A 17,435-nucleotide genomic window follows, 5' to 3' on the forward strand; every position below is an offset into this window, starting at 1 on the left:
AGCCATGGGTACCCTCACTATCCGCAATCTCGATGAAAACGTGAAGCGCGAACTCCGTAGGCGCGCCGCCGAACGCGGCGTGTCGATGGAACAGGAAGCGCGTGAGCGGCTGGCAAAAAGTCTGGACAGCCAAAAAAAGCAAAAAAAAGCGACGATCGAAGAAATTCTCGCGCTCGGCAGGAAGCCGACAGAGCCGTTCGATCTCAAGAAGATCAGCGACGAAATGTGGGATGAGGGATTGTTGTGAGCAGCCTGGTTGTCGATACCTCTGCGCTGGTTTCAATCCTGAATGAGGAAGAAGACAACGAGGAATTCGCCATCGCCTGCTATAGCGCGCCGCTCGCACTCGTCAGCACGGCAACTTTGCACGAAGCGAATTGCGTTATGGTCCGCGGCCGCATTTTCGATGGAACATATCGGCTGGAAGCGCTTGTATCAAAATTAGAGCTTGAGATCGTAGCTTTCGATGTCGAAAACCTACAAGCTGCCACATTTGCATATGCTCGTTACGGCCGTGGCACTAAGCATAGGGCCGGCCTCAATATGGGCGACTGTTTTTCCTATGCTCTGGCAAAGACGCGCAATCTGCCTCTCCTTTTCAAGGGCAACGATTTCAGCCATACCGATATCGAACCGGCGCTGAAGCCGGCCTGATTGACAGGCCCCGCATGAACCTTTCCGGCAAGCGCATTCTGCTCATCATCGGCGGCGGCATCGCGGCTTATAAGAGCCTCGATCTGATCCGCCGTCTGCGCGAGCGCGGCGCTTCCGTGCGCTGCATCATGACCGCCGCCGCGCGGGAATTCGTCACGCCGCTTTCGGTAGGGGCATTGACCGCCGACCACGTCTTCACCGAGCTTTTCGATCGCCAGGACGAGCACGACGTCGGCCACATCCGCTTGTCGCGCGAGGCTGATCTGCTGGTCGTCGCGCCCGCCACGGCCGATCTGATGGCAAAGTTCGCCGGTGGACAGGCCAACGATCTGGCATCGACGGTGATGCTTGCGACGGACAAGAAGGTGCTGATGGTGCCGGCGATGAACCCGAAAATGTGGGCGCATCCGGCGACCCGCCGCAACCGCGCCACGCTGGAAAAAGACGGTGTCGGCTTCGTCGGCCCGGCCAAAGGAGAAATGGCGGAACGCAACGAGGCGGGCGAAGGCCGCATGGCCGAGCCGCTGGAGATCGTCGCCGCCATCGAGGCGCTGCTCGACCGGCGGCCAAAACCGTTGGCGGGGAGAAAAATAATCGTCACATCCGGCCCCACCCGCGAGCCTATCGATCCGGTGCGCTACATTGCCAACCGTTCGTCGGGCAAGCAGGGCCACGCCATAGCGGCGGCGCTGGCGCGGCTAGGCGCCGACGTGCATCTCGTCTCCGGGCCGGTAACGATCGCCGATCCGGCCGGCGTCGATACGCTGCATGTCGAAACAGCGCGCGAGATGCGCGACGCGGTGGAAAAGCTGCTGCCGGCGGACGCCGCAGTGATGGTCGCCGCCGTCGCCGACTGGCGCACGGAAAATTCGGCTGGCGAAAAGATCAAGAAAGTCGCAAGCGAGGGGCCTCCGGCGCTCCAGATGGTGGAGAATCCTGACATTCTAGCTGGCGTCGGCCATCACCGGAAGCGGCCATGGCTGGTGATCGGCTTCGCCGCCGAAACTCAGAACGTGCTGGAGAACGCCAAGGCCAAGCTCGGGAAAAAGGGCGCGGACATCATCGTCGCCAACGATGTCTCGCCTGAAGGCGGCGTAATGGGCGGCGACCGCAACCGGGTCAGGATCGTGTCGAAAGCTGGCGTCGAGGAATGGCCGGAAATGAGCAAGGACGAAGTCGCCGAAAGGCTGGCGGCGCTGATCGCCGAGCGTCTAAAGACGATCGAGGTATGATCACCTGCCTCTGTCCTTGGCGCGATCTGTATCTACCGGCGCGCGATCAGGTTGCGTAATCGCCAATGGGACGCGATGCTGCGTTCGGGATTGATATGCCGAAAGCTGAAGCGCCGGATAGCGGAACCACAATGCCAACCCCGAGCGCATTCCCCGACTTCGGCCTGACGCCTGAACAGCGCCGCTTCGCCGTGCGCGGCTGCTATTACGAACATCCAGGCATGGATGGCGAGCGCGGCGAGATCTGGTGCTACACCAATCGCTTTTCCTACGCGCCGGGGGAGACCGCGGCGCTGCATGTCAGTTCAACCGCGCCGCGCTTCGACTTGGAAATCACGCGCGACGGTGGAGTCGAGACGCCGGTTCTGTCGCAGCGAAACCTTTCGGCGCGCTGGCAGGATACGCCGGACCAGTGCTCGGTCGAAGGTTGCGGCTGGCAGGCGTCCTTCGAATTCCGCGTCGAGGAAAGCTGGCCGTCCGGCGCATACCGCATCACGCTGACGGCCGAAGGCCGGAACGGCGATCCGATCCGCTGCCATCATTTATGCATCGTTCGCCCCCATCCAGGCCCAAAGCAGCGCCGCATCCTGCAGGTCGCCGCCACCGGCACCTGGCTCGCCTACAACACTTGGGGCGGTTCGAACGCCTATGACGGCATCACCGGCCCCAACCACAACGAATATGCCCGCATGGTCTCGACGCAGCGCCCGTGGTGCCGCGGCTTCGTTGTGCTGCCGCCCAGCGCGCCGCGCGTGCCGCTCGAACTGTCGATGCCGCCGAAGACCGTGCCGCGCTATCCTCATATGGAATGGGCGCTCGCCACCGGCCATTCCAAGAAATATGCCTCGGCGGGCTGGGCGAGTTACGACAGTCACTTTTTCCGCTGGGCCGAGCGCGCCGGCTATGCGATCGACCTCGCCAGCCAGCACGACATGCATTTCACCCCCGAAATCCTGGACGGATACGATTGCGTCGTCTTTGTCGGCCATGACGAATACTGGACCTGGGAGATGCGGGACGCCGTCGACGCCTATGTCGAGCGCGGCGGCCGCGCCGCCCGCTTCGCCGGCAATTTCATGTGGCAGACCAGGCTGGAAGACGGGGGCCGCCGGCAGGTCTGCTACAAATACCGTGCTCGCGCCGAAGACCCCGCCTATTTCGGCGGTGACGTGACGCGCGCCACCAATTCCTGGGAGGCGCCCGAAATCGGCCGGCCGGGAGCGCTGACCTTCGGCCTCAACTCCACCAAGGGGGTCTATGCCGGCTGGGGCGGATGTGCGCCGCGCGGCGTGCGCGGCTTTCCCGTCTATCGGCCGGAGCATTGGGCGTTCGCCGGCACGGGATTGTTCTACGGCGATCTGCTGGGCGCCGACAGCCATGTGTACGGCTACGAAGTCGACGGGCTCGACTACGAGATCCGCAACGGCCGACCATATCCCACGGCCGCCAGCGGCGCGCCGGAAGGACTCAAGATTCTGGCGATGGGCATGGCGAGCCAGGTCGAGGAGGCGGATTTCCTGCAGCCGGAGGATCAGTTCTTCGGCGACGAGGACGGCCGCTTCATCGCCGAGACGCTTTACGGCGACGCCAGCGACGAGAACCTGGAAAAGGTCCGCTACAGCAACGGCATGATTGTTAATTTCCCGAAGGGCAAAGGCGAGGTTTTCCACGCCGGAAGCTGCGAATGGGTCGCCGGGCTTTTGAGACGCGACGCAATGGTCGAGCGCGTCACCGCCAATGTGCTAGACCGTTTCCTCGATCGCTGAACCAGGGCACGCGCACATCATGTCAAAGCCGCTTATGACGCAGGTTTCCGACGCTGGCGAAAGCCGCCGCCCGTCCAATCTCTTCTACATGACCCGCCTGCGCCGCCCGCTGGTCGACCGCGCCGAGGGCATCTACCTCTGGGACCAGAACGGCAAGCGTATGATCGACGGGTCGAGCGGCGCGATGGTGGTGAATATCGGCCACGGCAACCGCAATGTGCTCGACGCCATGAAGCGGCAGATGGACCGCGTCACCTTCGCCTATCGGCTGCATTTCGAGAACGAGCCGGCGGAGGAGCTTGCCCGGCGCTTGGCGGCAAAGATGCCCGGCGATCTCGACCGGATTTTTTTCGTTTCAGGCGGCTCGGAGGCCGTGGAGTCGGCGATCAAGCTTGCTCGGCAGTGGGCGGTTGCGACAGGCCAAGAGAGCCGCTGGAAGGTCATTTCGCGCTTTCCTTCCTATCATGGCGGAACCGCCGGCTCGCTCGCCGTGACTGGCGATCTGGCGCTGACCGAGACGTTCGCGCCGCAGACGCGCACTATGCCCAAGATCCCGCCGCCGACCGCCTATCGCGACCGCGACAATCTTTCCATGGAGCAGCGCGGCCTGCGCTATGCCGACATGCTGGAGGAGAAGATCCTCGCCGAGGGGCCGGAAAGCGTGCTCGCCTTCATCATGGAGCCGATCGGCGGCGCGGCCACCGCAGCCCTCGTGCCGCCCGACAGCTATTTTCCGCGCATCCGCAAGATTTGCGACAAATATTGCATCCTGCTGATCCATGACGAGGTGATGACCGGCGCCGGGCGCACAGGCAAGTACCTCGGCGGCGAGCATTGGAACTGCCGGCCCGACATCATAGCCATGTCTAAAGGCATCGGCTCCGGCTACGCGCCGCTCGGCGCCATGGCCGCTTCCCGTCGCCTGGTCGGGCCGGTGCTCGATTCCGGCGGATTCCAGCACGGCTATACCTATGCCGGCAATCCACTCTCCTGCGCGGCGGGGCTAGCCGTGCTCGACGAGATGGAGCGGCTGGGCTGCATCGCCAATGCCGCGGCGATGGGCGATCTCCTGAAACATGAGTTGGAAGCGCTTGCCGAGCGCTACCCCTTCATCGCCAATGTACGCGGCAAAGGGCTCCTGCTTGGCGCCGACCTCGTCGCTAATCCCGAGACATTGGCGCCGCTGCCCCCGGCGAGGAAAGCCAATCAACGCCTGGTGGATCTCGCTTATGAGCGCGGGATGATCATCTACTCGCGGCGTATCCGCGGCGACGGCGTCGAGGCGGACAATTTCATGCTGGCTCCGCCGCTCATCATAACGGCCGAGCAGGTCGGCGAGATGGTCGGCGTCCTCGATGATTCGCTCGCAGCACTGGCGACCGAACTCGATCTTCCCGTGAACGGCTGACGGGAGCGCGCTATGGCCGAGAACAGAAAGCCCCGGAAGAAAGTCGTCATCACCTGCGCTGTCACGGGATCGGTGCACACGCCGTCTATGTCGCCTTACCTGCCGGTGACGCCGGACCAGATCGCCGCCGAGGCGATTGCGGCCGCGGAAGCCGGCGCGTCGATCCTGCATCTCCACGCCCGGGACCCGAAGGACGGTCGGCCAACCGCCGATCCGGACGTGTTCATGCAGTTCCTGCCGTGCATCAAGCAAGCGACCGACGCGGTCATCAACATCTCGACCGGCGGCTCGTCGCTGATGTCGCTCGACGAGCGCCTGGCAATTTCGGTGCGCGCCGAGCCCGAAATGTGCTCGCTCAACATGGGCTCGATGAATTTCGCGCTGTTCCCGGCGCTCGAACGTCAGACCGAATGGAAGCACGACTGGGAGCCGCAGCTTCTCGAAGCGACGCGCGGGACCATCTTCAAGAACAGTTTTGCGGACATCGAAGCGATCCTGTCGCGCATCGGCCAGGGCTGCGGCACGCGCTTCGAATTCGAGTGCTACGATGTCGGCCACCTCTATTCGCTGGCTCATTTCCGCGATCGCGGCCTGGTTTCCGGGCCGCTGTTCATTCAGTTCGTGTTCGGCGTTCTCGGCGGCATCGGCGCCGATCCCGAAAACCTCACCCATATGAAGCGCATCGCCGACAAGTTGTTCGGCGACAGCTACAGTTTTTCCGTTCTGGCCGCGGGCCGCAGGCAGATGCCGATGATCACCATGGCCGCGGCAATGGGCGGCAATGTCCGCGTCGGGCTGGAGGACAGCCTCTATGACGGCCGCGACCTGGCGAAGTCCAACGCCGATCAGGTCCGCCGCATCCGCACGATATTAGAGGCGCTGTCGCTGGAGATCGCGACGCCCGTCGAAGCGCGCGAGATGCTGGCGCTCAAGGGCGGCGACCGGGTGGCGTTTTAGGCGTCATGACCAGCCGCGATCACATCAGCATCCGCCCCGCGACCATAGACGACGCCGAGACAATCCATGCGGCGATCCTCGGCATCGCCGAGGCGGTCGACGAGTTGCACAAGGTGAAAAGCACGCCGAACGACATACGCCGCTTCGGTTTCGGTCCGAACCCGGCGTTCGAGGCGCTGATTGCCGAAGTCGAGGGCGTCTTCGCCGGCCTGTGCCTTTTCTTCCCGAGCTTCTCGACCTGGCAGGGGCGCCCCGGCGTCTATGTGCAGGACCTGTTCGTGGCGAAGGAATTTCGCGGGCTTGGCGTCGGCGAGAAGCTGTTGAAACGGCTGGCCGCGGTTACGCGAGCGCGTGGCGGCCGCTACATCCGCCTTTCCGTCGACTCCGGCAATCTCCGGGCGCAGGCATTTTACGAGCGTCTCGGGCTTCGCCTGTCCGGTGCCGAGCAGATACACGCCGCCTACCGCGAGGATTTCGACGCTCTCGCCGATGCCGGCGATCATGAAGGGGAAACATCATGAAAGCCTTCTTTGCCGACGAACAGAAGCGCCACGACCCGAAGGCGTTTTTGTCCAGCGGCGCTTCGCAGCCCAATCCGGAAAAGCCCGAACGGGTCGAGCGGCTGCTTGCCGGCGCGCGCGCCGCGGGATGCGAAATCGTCCGGCCGCGCAATTTCGGCCTCGCGCCGATCGCCGCGGTCCACACGCCGGAATATCTGGAGTTCCTCGGAAACATCTTCGAGCGATGGCGGCGCATCGAAGGCGCCTCTGCCGAGGTGATCCCCAACATCCATCCGATCGCCCGCGCCGGCACTTATCCGGCATCGGCCGTCGGGCAGGCCGGCTACCATATGGCCGATACCGCCTGCCCGATCTCGGCCGAAACTTTTGAAAGCGCCTGCTGGAGCGCATGGTCGGCGGTCGAGGCAGCCGAGGCGGTGATGTCCGGCGCGCCGGCTGCCTATGCGCTGTGCCGCCCGCCCGGCCATCATGCCTTCGCCGATGTCGCCGGCGGCTTCTGCTTCATCAACAATTCGGCGGTTGCCGCGCAACATCTGCGCAGGCAGGCAGTCCGCGTGGCGATCCTCGATGTCGACCTGCATCACGGTAACGGCACGCAGGGCATCTTCTACGCCCGGCCGGACGTGCTGACCGTGTCGATCCATGCCGATCCGGTCCGCTTCTATCCGTTCTTCTGGGGCCATGCCGACGAGCGCGGCGAGGGACCGGGCCTCGGCTACAATCTGAACCTGCCGCTGGCCCGCAAATCCGGCGACGTGGAATTCCTGGCGGCTCTCGACACCGCTTTCCGGCGCATCCGCGCCTTTGCGCCCGACGCGTTGGTGGTGGCGCTCGGGCTCGACGCCTTCGAAGGCGATCCCTTCGGCGGACTGTCGGTGACGACGCCGGGATTTTCGCGGATTGCCGAAGCGATCGCGGGGCTTCGCTTGCCCACTGTCATTGTCCAGGAAGGCGGCTATCTCTGCGACGCGCTCGGCGACAATCTGACCGCGTTTCTGGGCGGCTACGCCGGCAGGCTCTGAAGCCAGAATGGGCCGCGCCCGGCGAGGGGCACGACCGATTCTCCCGCCCGACGCGAACTACCAGGGGCGGCGCCAGTCGGCGAACACGATCTTGTTGTCACGGTGGTTGCCGCCCAGCGTCGCGCCGTAATAGGCGCCGACCGCGCTGACCAGAAACGAGGCGGCGGTGACGAAGGCCGCGATCATCGCCACTTTGCGCGCCGTTTCGGCCGCCTGCCTCGCTTCCGCTTCAGCCGCCTGCGCATCGGCCAGCAGCGCATCGACGCGTTGCTGCGCCTGAGTCTTGTCCAGGCCGGCGCGGGCGGCGATGGTTGCCGTCAGATATTGCCGGTCGCCATCATTCAGCGCGCCGTCTGATACGGCGGTGGTGAGCACACGGCCTATTTCGTCGCGCGCTTCGGCGCTGATCGGCGGTGCAGCCGGATTGCCCGACCGAAGGAACCTGTCGACCAGCAGGTCGTACGCGCCCGACAGCGGGTCTTCGCCTTCGGCCGCGGCGCCCGAACCGCCTGCCGCACCCGCCGCGATGGTGCTCATCGAAGTGGCGGCGGTGCTCGCCACGCCGCTTATGCCAGACACCGCGATGAACGCGCCGATCAGGGCGCCAAGCGCCCATACGATCAGCCCGTGCGAGCCGTCGCGAATGTCGGATTCGTCTTCGGTCGCGTCATGCTTGCGCCGGCGCAACCGGCCGGTGAGGTAGCCGCCGGCGATGAAGCTGGAAATCTGGACCCAGAGCAGCCATAGCCCGGCGACGATCGCGAACCAGAACAGCGACATGCCGCTGCCTTCATAGGGCGAGGCGAACGACAGGCCGAGCGCCGAGCCAAATGTCAGCAGGACAAACGAGATGGCGGTGGCGAATATTGCGCCGGCAAAGGTCGCCGACCAGTCGACGTAGGAAGTTTCGTCGGCTTGCACGCCGCCGACCGATATCAGGGGAGAGTCGGAAGTGGCCACCGAAGGTCTCTTCGGAAATGTTTGCCGGAAGCAGCCGGCGAGCGAGAGCTTCCGGATGCGCACAACCGCTCAGCGCAGCCCGAACAGCGACAGCACTGCGAGAATGACCACGACAAGGCCGACGAGATAGATGATGCCGTGCATTGCAGTCTCTCCCCTTCGAATGCATCGAAACAACGCTCGAAACCAACAAGCAGCAGGCAAGTTGGTTCCCGCGGCGCGCTGGAACTGCGGTTTTGCGGGTATTTTAGCGGCAGAACGGGGGAATCAGGGTCGTTTTAGCGGGCTTGCGGAAGCCCAGTGCCGGCATCGTCGTCCGCGCGGTTGAGGACGATATCTTCAAAATCCACGGAGAGAATGCGTTGGCCGGCCTGGTCATTGATGCGGCAGGCCCAGCCGGTCCGCTCCTTGATTTGGGCCTCAGTGGTGGCGGGTCTGCGCCCCGCGCGCGTCTCGCTGCATCTGCCGGCCGGGCTCGCGTTTCTGGAACGGGACCCACGGATTGGCGCGGATGATATCTTCGGCCTGTTCGGGCCGTTCAACGCGGCGGCCGATTGCGTTCTGCTGGCGCTGCTTCAGCCATAGAGGCTGCATTTCAGCCAGAAAGCTGCTTATCAGTTTCTTCATTTGGCGTACCCTCCCGAGAGCACCATCCGCACCCGTCTCTCAACAGCGGAGGGGACCTGTTGGTTCCCGTATTGCACAAGAATCCGCCTTTAAAAGGGCGGCTATAACCACAGGTCAATCGCCGAAGCGCTCGCCCTCGTCCCTGTCCACGAGATCGTGGCGTATCGCGGTTTCTTCCTCGTCATCGGGCAGGGCCTCGTCGCTCTCCTGATAGGGGTTGTCGTCGTCCTCCTCCGGCGAAAGATCCGTCTCCTCGGGGACTATTTCCACCTCTTCCGATGCGAAGACATCCTCTTCGTCGGCGCCTGCCTCAGCCTCCGCCACATCGACGCGTTCCCAATCCTCTTCCACGACCGGCGCATCGTCCTCTACCACCTCCGGCACGTCTTCTTCAGGTGGATTGCCGGATCGACCTGGCTTGTCCTGATCTGCCATCGTCATTGCGGATGCCTTTCTCGTTCTCCCTGCTGGCGTCCTTGCCGCTTCCGGCCGGGCGGCGGCAGAAGCGCGATCGGATGCCGTACCCGGCTTTCCGCCGTCACGCGGTTGACCACCCAGCCCGCGAAGAGAATGGAGAGCGTGCGCACCATGTTCAGCGCCTCTTCACGGGCCTGAAATCGGCGGTTTCGGGCGGCCAGTGCGGAAACCAGCGTGCGCCTATCAACGCCAGAAACAATTTGATCAGCCTGTCCATCGTGTATCTCCCGGTAGTCGGGAAAAAGCGGGCGAGGGCGGATTTGGTTCCGGCTTAGTTGGAAATTTTGCCGCGGCGGCAACAGCGCCGCACGGGTTCGCTCAACCTATGCCGACTTGCTCTTCGAGGAAGATTTCGGCTTGGCCTTTTCGGACTTCTCCTTGTCCGGTCCGTCGGACTTCTTGCGCGGCCCCGGCTTGTCGTCCGATTTGCCGGCGTCCTCGGCCAGGCTTTTTCTCAGCGCGTCGAAGAGATTGACGACGTTGGAGGGTTTCGTCTCCGGCTTCGCTTTCTGTATTTTCTTACCGGCCTTCTTGGAGCGGACGAGCTCGATCAGCGCGGTTTCGTAATGGTCCTCGAACTTGGCCGGATCGAATTTCGCCTTCTTCTTGTCGACGATGTCGGCCGCCAGTTCGACCATGTCCTCGTCAAGCTTCACACCCTTAAGATCGTCGAAGATTTCGTCCGGCTTGCGCACTGTGTTCTGGTAGCGCAGCGTCGTGACCAGCATGCCCTTGCCGAAGGGTTCGATCAGCACCGGCCGCTCGCGGCGATAGAGCACTATGCGCGCCAGCCCAGCCATTTTCTTGGCGGCAAGCGCCTCGCGGATGACGGCGAACGCTTCCTCCGAAACCTTGTCGGCCGGCGACAGATAATAGGGCGTATCGAGGTAGATCTGCCTGATCTCGGACTTGTCGACGAATCCCTCAAGTTCCATCGTATGGGAGGATTCGATCTGGACCGCCTCGATCTCCTCCTCCTCGATCAGCAGGAACTCGTCACCGCCGATCTCATAGCCCTTGACCTGGCTGTTCTCGTCGACAGGCTTGCCGCTGGCGCCGTCGATATACTGGCGCTTCAACCTGTTGCCGGTCGTCCGGTTGATGGTGCGGAAAGAGATCTTGCCGCTCTGCGTGGTGGCGTTCGACAGTTCCACAGCGCAGGTCACCAGCGAAAGCTTCAGGTAGCCTTTCCATGCCGGCCGCAGTGCCATTCTCGTGCCTCGCATTGCCAATACGCAGGCGGCAGGCCTGCGGGACGCCATAATACGCCTAAACCAGGTTAACGCTATCCTACGCAATGTTCAGCGGGCGTCGCGGTTCCGCGGCTGCGATATCAGGTGGCGGCCTTTCAACCCGGCAATCAGGCTGGAGAAAAACTGTTCGACGCCGGACTACACGTCCAGATTGGCCACCGACAGTGCGTTTTCCTGGATGAAATCGCGGCGTGGTTCGACATCGTCGCCCATCAACCGGGAAAACAGCGAGTCGGCGTCGGTGGCGTCGTTCACCTTGACCTGCAGCAGCGAGCGCACATTCGGGTCGAGGGTGGTCTCCCAGAGCTGTTCGGCGTTCATCTCGCCGAGGCCCTTGTAGCGCTGCATGGTCAGACCCTTGCGGCCGGTGGCGAACACTGCGTCGAGCAGCGCCAGCGGGCCCGAAATCGTCTCGGCATTGTCCTTGCGGCGCAGCACCGGCGATTGCGAATAGACCTCGCCGAGGCGATCGGAGTAGCGATGCAGCGCGCGTGCATCGGCCGAATTGATCAGGCCCATATCGAGATGCGCATATTCCTTCACGCCGCGCAGCATGCGCTCGAAGATGAAACCGCCCGGCCCCTCGTTCGAGGTCGCGGTGCGGCCTTCCCAGCCGCGCTCAATGTCTTCGGCGATGGCGTCGAGCCGCTCGGCCACTTTCCGCGCCATTTCGTTGGCGCGGCCGAGATCGTTGAAGATTTCCGGGTTGAGCGCTCCGGCGATCGCCGCCTGCTCGACCACGCCGCGATTGTAGCGCGTGTGCAGGCCGTTGATCAGCGAGCGCACGGCGAGCGCATCGTCGATCGCGCCGCGCAGATCCTTGCCGGCGCGCACTTCGCCGGAAGACAGCGTCAGCGAGGCCTCCTCCAGTCCGGAGCCGATCAGGAATTCCTCGAAGGCGCCTTCGTCCTTGATATATTGCGAGCTCTTGCCGCGCGTCACCTTGTAGAGCGGCGGCTGCGCGATGAAGAGGTGGCCGCGCTCGATCAGTTCCGGCATCTGCCGAAAGAAGAAGGTCAAGAGCAGCGTTCTGATATGCGCGCCGTCCACGTCGGCGTCGGTCATGATGATGATCTTGTGGTAGCGCAATTTATCGGCGTTGAACTCGTCCTTGCCGATCGAAGTGCCGAGCGCGGTGATCAGCGTGCCGATCATGTCGGACGACAGCATCCTGTCGAAGCGCGCGCGCTCGACGTTGAGGATCTTACCGCGCAGCGGCAAAATGGCCTGGTTCTGGCGCGAGCGCCCGCCCTTGGCCGAGCCGCCGGCGGAATCGCCCTCGACGATGAAGATTTCGGATTTAGCCGGATCGCGCTCCTGGCAATCTGCGAGCTTGCCGGGTAGCGAGGTGATGTCGAGCACGCCCTTGCGCCGCGTCAGTTCGCGCGCCTTGCGGGCCGCCTCGCGCGCCGCCGCGGCTTCCACCACCTTGGCGATCAGCGTCTTTGCTTCCGCCGGGTGCTCCTCGAGCCAAGTGCCGAGCGCCTCGTTGACGAGGCTTTCGACCACCGGCCGCACTTCCGAGGAAACCAGCTTGTCCTTGGTCTGCGAGGAGAATTTCGGATCGGGCACCTTCACCGACAAAACGGCGGTCAGTCCCTCGCGGCTGTCGTCGCCGGTGATCGAGACCTTCTCCTTCTTGGCGATGCCGGAGGTCTCGGCATAGCCGGTGACCTGGCGCGTCAGCGCGCCGCGAAAGCCCGCTAGATGCGTGCCGCCGTCGCGCTGCGGGATGTTGTTGGTGAAGGCCAGCACGTTTTCGTGGTAGCTGTCGTTCCACCACATCGCCACTTCCACGGTGATGCCGTCGCGCTCGGCCTTGATGGCGATGGGCGTCGAAATCAGCGGCTTCTTGGCGCGGTCGAGGTATCGGACGAACTCGATCAGCCCGCCTTCGTAGAGCAGTTCCTGTGTCTTCACGTCGGCGTGGCGCGCGTCGGTCAGGATGATCCTGACGCCGGAATTCAGAAAGGCCAGTTCGCGCAGCCGGTGCTCCAGCGTGCCGTAATCGAACTCGACCATGGTGAAGGTCTCGCTCGACGGCATGAAGGAAACCTCGGTGCCGGTCGAGTCACCCGCATCGCCGGTTTCACGCAACGGCGCGTCAGCCACGCCATGCGTGAAGCTCATCTCGAAGATCTTGCCCTTGCGGCGGATCTTCAGCTTCAGCCAGACCGACAGCGCATTGACCACCGATACGCCGACGCCGTGCAGGCCGCCCGAAACCTTGTAGGAATTCTGGTCGAATTTGCCGCCGGCATGCAGCTGCGTCATGATGACTTCGGCGGCCGAAATGCCTTCGCCGGTGTGGATATCGGTCGGAATGCCGCGCCCATTGTCGGTCACTGTCACCGAACCGTCGGGGTTCAGCGTCACCGTGACCAGCGTGGCGTGCCCCGCCAGCGCCTCGTCGATGGCGTTGTCGACCACCTCATAGACCATGTGGTGCAGGCCCGAACCGTCGTCAGTGTCGCCGATATACATGCCAGGCCGCTTGCGAACGGCGTCCAAGCCTTTGAGAACCTTGATGGAATCGGCACCGTACTCGGCCGATGCGCCGGCAGCGTTCTCGGAATTATCGCTCATGAAGGACCGTTTTCTCTATGTCGAAAGAAAGCGCGCGAAAAGCAACCGAATCGCGCGCGCTGAGATACTGAAGATATAGGCGTTCCAGGCGGTTTTTCCAAGGTTTCCAGGCGTTTTGATGGCGGCCCGGCGCTTCGCCGGCAACAATCCGCGAGGCAGTCCTGTTGGGCCTCCTCACAGCCTCCGGTTTATGGTCGGAAGAAGCCTTGGCCGCCATGTCGCGGCGCTTTCCGAATCAGTACGCCGCATGGACGCCCACTCCGTCCGCCACTACATTGCGACTCAACGGAACCGCCCATGGACACTGTGCCCGCCCCCTTCATCCCGCCCGCGCCGAAGCCGCGAACGAAACCGCCTTCGACGCTGGAGATGATCCGCATCGTCTACCGCAACCCGCTCGAATTGTGGGGCGAGCCCTCCTACAACGAGCCGTGGATTTCGGTGACCGGCATCGGCGGGCCGCTGGTCATCGCCAATGATCCCGGCCTCATCCGCCACGTCCTCGTCGACAATGCCAAGAACTACAAGATGGCGACCGTGCGCCAGATGATCCTGCGGCCGATCCTGCGCGACGGGCTGCTGACCGCGGAAGGCGAGGTCTGGAAGCGGTCGCGCAAGGCGATGGCGCCCGTTTTCACGCCGCGCCACATTTTCGGTTTCGCCAAGCCGATGCTCGATCGCAGCGTCGATTTCGTCGAACGCTACGAGGAAGTCGACAGGACCGACATCTCGCACGACATGACGCAACTTACCTACGACATCCTTGCCGAAACACTGTTTTCCGGCGAGATCGCCGGCACGCCGGGCGGCTTCAACGCCGAGATCGACCGCCTGTTTGAGACGATGGGCCGCGTCGATCCGCTCGATCTGTTGCGCGCGCCGGAATGGCTGCCGCGCCTCACCCGCCTGCGCGGCCGCAAGACCATGGCTTATTTCCGCAAGATCGTCACCGATACGGTTGAGATGCGCAAGGAGAAGATCGCGCGCGATCCAAAGGCCGCGCCGGAGGACTTCCTGACGCTGCTGCTGCGCGCCGAGGGTCCGGACGGCCTGTCGCGCGCCGAGATCGAAGACAACATCATCACCTTCATAGGCGCCGGCCATGAGACGACGGCGCGCGCGCTCGGCTGGACCATCTATTGCCTCGCCGAAGCGCAATGGGAGCGCGACAGGGTCGAGGCCGAGATCGACGCGGTGCTCGCCCGCGAGCCCGATCCGGTGAAATGGCTGGACGCCATGCCCTTCACCCGCGCCGCCTTCGAGGAGGCGCTGCGGCTCTATCCGCCCGCGCCTTCCATCAACCGAGAACCGATCGAGCCGGAGACCTACAAGGGCCTGTACATACCGAAGCGTGCGGCCGTCCTGATGATGCCGTGGACCGTGCACCGCCACCGCAAGCTATGGGACCAGCCCGACGCCTTCATGCCGGAGCGTTTCCACCCCGGCAACCGCGAGAAGATCGACCGTTACCAATACCTGCCTTTTGGCGCCGGGCCCCGCGTCTGTATCGGCGCGAGTTTCGCCATGCAGGAAGCGGTGATCGCGCTTGCCGTCCTGCTTTCCCGCTTCCGCTTCGACACGCTCGCCGAGACGAAGCCGTGGCCAGTGCAGAAGCTGACGACGCAGCCGCAGGGCGGCCTGCCGATGCGGGTGACGCCCCGAAAGTAAGCCGAGGCTTACACCATCGCAAAAATCCGCGCCGGTCCGCCGGTGCCGCCCTTGATCTTCGGCGCGCCGACCATGATCGTTGCGCCCTTCGTCGGCAATCTGTCCAGATTGGCTACCGCCTCGATGCCATAGCGGCCGGTGGGCAGCCACGTTTTGTGGACGATGAAGTCCGGCGATGGCCCATGATCGAGCGACAGCGTGTCGACCGCGATGGCCTTCACCGAAGGCTGCTCGATCAGGAACTGCGCCGCCTCGACGTGAAATCCGGGGAAATGCAGTGTCTTGCCGTCAACGCCGACATTGCGGAACTTTTCGGTCGCGACATGCGCGCCCCAGCCCGACAGCATGGCCACCACCGCGCCTTCGGGCAGGTCGCCATTGGCGGCGATCCACGCCTGGATGTCGTCCGGCGTCACCCGCGCGTCGGGATCCTTGTCGGCTTTGGCGCGGATGTCGATCACGACCAGCGGCGCGATCAGGTCCTCCACCGGCAGTTCGGCGACAGACTTGCCGTCGGCGGTGAAATGCAGCGGCGCGTCGATATGCGTTCCCGTATGTTCGCTGATGCGCCACTCATAGAGGTTAAACGTGTCTTTCGCGAAGCTGAATTTCTGTTCGGCGAAAAATTGCTGGCCGCCGAAATAGGTCGGGAAGTTCTCCCAGATTTCGTGCGTTAGGTCTTCCGCCTTGGCCGGATTGTCGGCTGCGAAGAGCGGCCTTGGCGCGGTGGTCGCCGCCAGCGCCGCAGCACCTGCGGCGGCGAAGCTTCCCTTGAAGAAATTGCGGCGGCTGAGCATGCCCGCCTTTACGGATTCGATGACGCAATGATGGCACATAACGCTCTCTCCTTCTGGCATTCACACCGAAGAGAATGTTGCGCGGATAACGCCAGGGCAAGGCAAATCTGGTGCTTCAGTTCCGTCCGTAAAAGGCATTCGGCACATGCACCGGCCAGCACCACGGCAGCACCGCCACCATGTCGAACCGCACCGACAATTTCCCGTAATCCGGTTGCCGCGACAGCCAGAGGTCGGCGCAACCCTCTATGCGCCGCTCCGACTCGCGCCCTAGCGCTTCCATTGCCGCCATCAGCGTCGGCCGCGCCTTGACCTCGACGATCAGCACCAGGTCGCCGCGCCGCGCGATAAGGTCGATCTCGCCGAGCTTGGTGCGGTAGCGCCGCTCGACGATCCAAAAACCCTTGGCCATCAGCGCCAGCGCCGCCAGCCACTCGCCGCGATGGCCGCGCCGGTAGGCCTTGAAGCGTCTGGCCGAGGCGTCGGTCACTCCGCGCTGTCCTTGAGTTCCAGAAGCCGGCGATAGAGCGCCGGCTTCTGTCCGCCGGTCATGCGCGCCGCTTCCGCCGCCGCCTTCGACGCCGGCATTTCTTTTGCCAGCGACAGAAGGAGGCGGTCGACATCCCGCGGATCGACCGCTGTCGCCTCCTGTGGTGGCCCGACGCAGATGACGATCTCACCCTTCGGCGTCGGCGCCTCGCCGTAATGCGCCGCGAGCTCGGGAAGCGTGCCTGTGCGCATCTCCTCGAATGTCTTGGTCAGCTCGCGGCCGACCGCGGCCGGCCTGTCGCCGAAAACATCGGCCATGGCGGCGAGCGTGTCGGAGAGCCGGCGTGGCGATTCGAAGAAGACCAGCGTCGCCGGCACCGCCGTCAGTGCCGATAGCCGCGACCGCCGCTGCCCATCCTTGACCGGAAGAAAGCCGGCGAACATGAACGCGTCGGAGGGCAGGCCGGACGCGGTCAGCGCCGCCAGCACCGCCGAGGCGCCCGGTATTGGCACGACGCGGATGCCCGCCTCCAGCGCCTGCCCCACGAGTCGGAACCCGGGATCCGAGACCAGCGGCGTGCCGGCGTCCGAAACCAGCGCCACGCTTTTTCCCGCCAGCAGCGCCTCGATCAGCCTTGGTCCGGCCTCGCCGGCATTGTGCTCGTGATAGGGCGTCGGCCGCTGGCGAATGCCGTAGCGGTCGAGCAGCACCCGCGTCACACGCGTATCCTCGCAGGCCAGGATGTCGGCCCCGGCCAGCGTCTCCAACGCCCTCAGCGTGATGTCGCCGAGATTGCCGATCGGCGTGGCGACGAGATACAGCGCGGGCTCGAGCGGACGGGCGACGATCTCCGTCTGCCCGACTATGAACGCTCTGCTTTTTTCCTCTTTCTGCACGCCTATCCCCGCTGATTTTCACACTCTTCTGCCATGCCGGCGCGGTCGTTGCAAAAGCCGTCCGCGGCGCTCGGAATTTGCGGAACCAATCCGCCTTCGCCGTGTTTCACCGGGTCAGTGG

At 63.9% G+C, this 17,435-nt stretch carries 19 protein-coding genes; 9 read left to right on the forward strand and 10 right to left on the reverse strand.

Annotation, left to right across the window (positions count from 1 at the left end; all coding sequences use genetic code 11):
* Positions 1-40: 40 nt before the first annotated feature.
* From G6N73_RS21225 to G6N73_RS21260, 8 genes are all read left to right on the forward strand, one after another.
* Entirely contained in the window at positions 41-247 is a 207-nt protein-coding gene (locus tag G6N73_RS21225; RefSeq protein ID WP_343044689.1) for a hypothetical protein, read from the forward strand.
* Positions 244-654, forward strand: a complete 411-nt coding sequence (locus tag G6N73_RS21230) for a PIN domain-containing protein (protein ID WP_165031237.1) — start codon at positions 244-246, stop codon at positions 652-654. Before G6N73_RS21225 ends, G6N73_RS21230 begins: the two co-directional genes overlap by 4 nt.
* 14 nt (positions 655-668) lie before the next feature.
* Positions 669-1,886 carry a bifunctional phosphopantothenoylcysteine decarboxylase/phosphopantothenate--cysteine ligase CoaBC gene (gene coaBC / locus G6N73_RS21235; RefSeq protein ID WP_165031239.1) on the forward strand — a complete coding sequence of 406 codons (1,218 nt, stop codon included), beginning with the start codon at positions 669-671 and terminating at the stop codon, positions 1,884-1,886.
* Positions 1,887-2,017: 131 nt separating this feature from the next.
* Positions 2,018-3,652 (forward strand): N,N-dimethylformamidase beta subunit family domain-containing protein, encoded by a 1,635-nt coding sequence (locus tag G6N73_RS21240; RefSeq protein ID WP_165031241.1) that lies wholly within the window; start codon positions 2,018-2,020, stop codon positions 3,650-3,652.
* Positions 3,653-3,671: 19 nt separating this feature from the next.
* A complete protein-coding gene (locus G6N73_RS21245) occupies positions 3,672-5,060 on the forward strand; it encodes an aminotransferase family protein (protein ID WP_165031243.1) in 1,389 nt (462 codons plus the stop codon).
* A gap of 12 nt (positions 5,061-5,072) precedes the next feature.
* Positions 5,073-6,017 carry a 3,5-dioxohexanoate:acetyl-CoA acetone transferase gene (gene kce, locus G6N73_RS21250; RefSeq protein WP_165031245.1) on the forward strand — a complete coding sequence of 315 codons (945 nt, stop codon included), beginning with the start codon at positions 5,073-5,075 and terminating at the stop codon, positions 6,015-6,017.
* A gap of 5 nt (positions 6,018-6,022) precedes the next feature.
* A complete protein-coding gene (locus G6N73_RS21255; RefSeq protein ID WP_165031247.1) occupies positions 6,023-6,538 on the forward strand; it encodes a GNAT family N-acetyltransferase in 516 nt (171 codons plus the stop codon).
* Positions 6,535-7,560, forward strand: coding sequence for a histone deacetylase family protein (locus tag G6N73_RS21260; protein WP_165031249.1), 1,026 nt, complete (start codon positions 6,535-6,537; stop codon positions 7,558-7,560). The genes G6N73_RS21255 and G6N73_RS21260 overlap by 4 nt, the downstream gene beginning before the upstream one ends.
* 57 nt (positions 7,561-7,617) lie before the next feature.
* Here the strand turns inward: G6N73_RS21260 and G6N73_RS21265 are convergent, their stop codons facing one another.
* The 7 genes from G6N73_RS21265 to G6N73_RS21295 form a co-directional block, all read right to left on the reverse strand.
* Entirely contained in the window at positions 7,618-8,520 is a 903-nt protein-coding gene (locus tag G6N73_RS21265; RefSeq protein ID WP_165031251.1) for a hypothetical protein, read from the reverse strand.
* A 420-nt stretch (positions 8,521-8,940) separates the two neighbouring features.
* The gene (locus tag G6N73_RS21270) at positions 8,941-9,147 is read right to left on the reverse strand and encodes a hypothetical protein (protein ID WP_165031253.1); all 207 of its coding nucleotides are present in this window, start codon (positions 9,145-9,147) and stop codon (positions 8,941-8,943) included.
* Between the two features lie 114 nt (positions 9,148-9,261).
* The gene (locus G6N73_RS21275; RefSeq protein ID WP_246252367.1) at positions 9,262-9,588 is read right to left on the reverse strand and encodes a hypothetical protein; all 327 of its coding nucleotides are present in this window, start codon (positions 9,586-9,588) and stop codon (positions 9,262-9,264) included.
* A complete protein-coding gene (locus tag G6N73_RS21280) occupies positions 9,585-9,737 on the reverse strand; it encodes a hypothetical protein (RefSeq protein WP_165031255.1) in 153 nt (50 codons plus the stop codon). The genes G6N73_RS21275 and G6N73_RS21280 overlap by 4 nt, the downstream gene beginning before the upstream one ends.
* A 210-nt stretch (positions 9,738-9,947) precedes the next feature.
* Positions 9,948-10,835 carry a non-homologous end joining protein Ku gene (gene ku / locus G6N73_RS21285; RefSeq protein WP_165031257.1) on the reverse strand — a complete coding sequence of 296 codons (888 nt, stop codon included), beginning with the start codon at positions 10,833-10,835 and terminating at the stop codon, positions 9,948-9,950.
* A 180-nt stretch (positions 10,836-11,015) separates the two neighbouring features.
* Entirely contained in the window at positions 11,016-13,463 is a 2,448-nt protein-coding gene (gyrB, locus tag G6N73_RS21290) for a DNA topoisomerase (ATP-hydrolyzing) subunit B (RefSeq protein WP_165031259.1), read from the reverse strand.
* Positions 13,453-13,680, reverse strand: a complete 228-nt coding sequence (locus G6N73_RS21295; protein WP_165031262.1) for a hypothetical protein — start codon at positions 13,678-13,680, stop codon at positions 13,453-13,455. The genes gyrB and G6N73_RS21295 overlap by 11 nt, the downstream gene beginning before the upstream one ends.
* Before the next feature lie 80 nt (positions 13,681-13,760).
* Between G6N73_RS21295 and G6N73_RS21300 the strand changes: the two genes are divergently transcribed.
* Positions 13,761-15,131, forward strand: coding sequence for a cytochrome P450 (locus tag G6N73_RS21300; protein WP_165031264.1), 1,371 nt, complete (start codon positions 13,761-13,763; stop codon positions 15,129-15,131).
* Between the two features lie 8 nt (positions 15,132-15,139).
* Here the strand turns inward: G6N73_RS21300 and G6N73_RS21305 are convergent, their stop codons facing one another.
* The 3 genes from G6N73_RS21305 to rsmI form a co-directional block, all read right to left on the reverse strand.
* Positions 15,140-15,967, reverse strand: a complete 828-nt coding sequence (locus G6N73_RS21305) for a cyclase family protein (RefSeq protein WP_165031266.1) — start codon at positions 15,965-15,967, stop codon at positions 15,140-15,142.
* Positions 15,968-16,043: 76 nt separating this feature from the next.
* Positions 16,044-16,418: a YraN family protein gene (locus G6N73_RS21310; protein WP_165031268.1), complete on the reverse strand. Its 375-nt coding sequence runs from the start codon at positions 16,416-16,418 to the stop codon at positions 16,044-16,046.
* Entirely contained in the window at positions 16,415-17,314 is a 900-nt protein-coding gene (rsmI, locus tag G6N73_RS21315; protein ID WP_165031270.1) for a 16S rRNA (cytidine(1402)-2'-O)-methyltransferase, read from the reverse strand. Before rsmI ends, G6N73_RS21310 begins: the two co-directional genes overlap by 4 nt.
* Positions 17,315-17,435 lie beyond the last annotated feature (121 nt).

The organism is Allomesorhizobium camelthorni (genome assembly GCF_011045125.1).
GTDB lineage: Bacteria > Pseudomonadota > Alphaproteobacteria > Rhizobiales > Rhizobiaceae > Allomesorhizobium > Allomesorhizobium camelthorni.

What these genes read in the sequence shown, in the direction of transcription:
- coaBC (WP_165031239.1), top strand. Translation starts at nt 669, where the DNA reads ATGAACCTTTCCGGCAAGCGCATTCTGCTCATCATCGGCGGCGGCATC.
- G6N73_RS21240 (WP_165031241.1), top strand. Translation starts at nt 2,018, where the DNA reads ATGCCAACCCCGAGCGCATTCCCCGACTTCGGCCTGACGCCTGAACAG.
- G6N73_RS21245 (WP_165031243.1), top strand. Translation starts at nt 3,672, where the DNA reads ATGTCAAAGCCGCTTATGACGCAGGTTTCCGACGCTGGCGAAAGCCGC.
- kce (WP_165031245.1), top strand. Translation starts at nt 5,073, where the DNA reads ATGGCCGAGAACAGAAAGCCCCGGAAGAAAGTCGTCATCACCTGCGCT.
- G6N73_RS21255 (WP_165031247.1), top strand. Translation starts at nt 6,023, where the DNA reads ATGACCAGCCGCGATCACATCAGCATCCGCCCCGCGACCATAGACGAC.
- G6N73_RS21260 (WP_165031249.1), top strand. Translation starts at nt 6,535, where the DNA reads ATGAAAGCCTTCTTTGCCGACGAACAGAAGCGCCACGACCCGAAGGCG.
- G6N73_RS21270 (WP_165031253.1), bottom strand. Translation starts at nt 9,147, where the DNA reads ATGAAGAAACTGATAAGCAGCTTTCTGGCTGAAATGCAGCCTCTATGG.
- G6N73_RS21275 (WP_246252367.1), bottom strand. Translation starts at nt 9,588, where the DNA reads ATGACGATGGCAGATCAGGACAAGCCAGGTCGATCCGGCAATCCACCT.
- G6N73_RS21280 (WP_165031255.1), bottom strand. Translation starts at nt 9,737, where the DNA reads ATGGTGCGCACGCTCTCCATTCTCTTCGCGGGCTGGGTGGTCAACCGC.
- ku (WP_165031257.1), bottom strand. Translation starts at nt 10,835, where the DNA reads ATGGCACTGCGGCCGGCATGGAAAGGCTACCTGAAGCTTTCGCTGGTG.
- gyrB (WP_165031259.1), bottom strand. Translation starts at nt 13,463, where the DNA reads ATGAGCGATAATTCCGAGAACGCTGCCGGCGCATCGGCCGAGTACGGT.
- G6N73_RS21295 (WP_165031262.1), bottom strand. Translation starts at nt 13,680, where the DNA reads ATGGCGGCCAAGGCTTCTTCCGACCATAAACCGGAGGCTGTGAGGAGG.
- G6N73_RS21300 (WP_165031264.1), top strand. Translation starts at nt 13,761, where the DNA reads ATGGACACTGTGCCCGCCCCCTTCATCCCGCCCGCGCCGAAGCCGCGA.
- G6N73_RS21305 (WP_165031266.1), bottom strand. Translation starts at nt 15,967, where the DNA reads ATGTGCCATCATTGCGTCATCGAATCCGTAAAGGCGGGCATGCTCAGC.